The 1,575-nt window shown below is 42.3% G+C and carries 1 pseudogene; it reads right to left on the reverse strand.

Annotation, left to right across the window (positions count from 1 at the left end):
• Positions 1-117 precede the first annotated feature (117 nt).
• Positions 118-1,546: pseudogene (locus tag HYT61_04015) on the reverse strand (DUF3552 domain-containing protein).
• Positions 1,547-1,575: the final 29 nt, after the last annotated feature.

Here is a 1,575-nt window from a genome sequence, read left to right on the forward strand (position 1 = left end):
CATCAGCAGTTACCAAAACAACTGGCGGAGGGAGCCTGCCAATGGGGGTCTTTGTATACAAAGACCCCCATTGTATTTCTGAAATTAGCTCCGTAGCATGCATAGAGGTTGTGTGAGCTATCTTGCATATTCTATCGCGCGTGTTTCGCGTATAACATTAACTCTTATCTCTCCCGGATACTTCATTTCTTCTTCTATTTTTTTAGCTATATCTTTTGCCATTTTAAGTGCGCTCAAATCATCAATTTTAGTTGGTGTAACAAATATCCTCAACTCCCTTCCGGCCTGAATAGCGTATGACTTTTCAACACCGTCAAATGAACCGGCAATTCTTTCCAAGTCCTCAAGCCGTTTCAGGTAAATCTCAACGGTATCTTTTCTGGCTCCCGGTCTTGCTCCCGAAATTGCATCAGCAGCCGTGACTATACGGGCTTCCAATATGGCATAGGGGTATTCATCGTGATGAGCTTCCATTGCCAAGATAACCTTCGGGTCAACTCCGAATTTTGAAAGCCAATTCGGCTGCGAGCATTCCGGCAATATGAGTCATCTCAACAGAGTGAAGCAGGACATTCTGCCCAAAACTTGTTCTGAATGCCAGCCGGCCTAGTAAATATGTGAGCTTAGGGTCTACCGGACCTACTCCCGTTTCAAAAAGTGCCGCCTCCCCCGCTTCTTTTATTTTTTCATTTATCTCGTTCTTGGCCTTCTCTACCATCTCCTCTATCTTAGCCGGGTGTATTCTGCCATCAGCTATCAATTTATCAATAGCAAGTTTAGCGATCTGGCGTCTGACCGGATCAAACCCGGAGACAACAAGTGCTTCAGGGGTATCGTCGATAATAATATCAACTCCGGTCAATCTTTCTATTGCTTTGATATTTCTCCCTTCTTTACCAATAATTTTACCCTTTACTTCGTCTGAAGGAAGGCTGACCACCGTCGTCATTGCATCCGCGATTTGAGAAGCGGCATATCTTTGAATTGCTGTAGTAACTATTTCCCGGGCCTTTTTATCAAGCTCTTCTTTGTTCTCGGTCTCGAGTTTTCTCATTCTTTTGTACAAATCATCTTTGTATTCTTCCTCGGTTTTGGTAATCAATTCGATCTTGGCTTTTTCCCTGTCCAATCCCGATATTCTCTCCAACTCTTTAAGCTGTTTTTCCCTGGACTGCTCAAGTTCGCTTTTAAGCGCCGTTAGTTCAACCGCTTTGTGTTTAAGAGCTTCTTTTTCAGAGGAAAGTTCTTTTCCTTTTTGCTCAAGTTCGTTTTCTTTTTTGGTCAAAATATTTTCTATCCTCGAAAGCTGTGAATTTCTCTCTTTTTCTTCCTTTTTTGCCTCTTCAAGAACCTTAAAAGCATTATTCTTGGCTTCAAGAATTATTTCTTGTGCTTTTGCTTTAGAATCCGAGAGAGTTGTCTCTGCTTTTGACTCAGCAAGAGTAACTTTTCTACTGGCGACTAAATGCCTGATGAGATAACCGATGACCAGTCCTGGAAGTAACGCCGAAATTGCCGCTATTAGCGGGTTTAATCCTGAAATCATGTTGTTTAAAAGTTAAGTAGTAGTGCATG

This window comes from Candidatus Yanofskybacteria bacterium, from assembly GCA_016181175.1.
In the GTDB taxonomy this organism is placed as follows: Bacteria; Patescibacteriota; Minisyncoccia; order 2-02-FULL-40-12; family IGHO2-01-FULL-4-A; genus 2-01-FULL-44-17.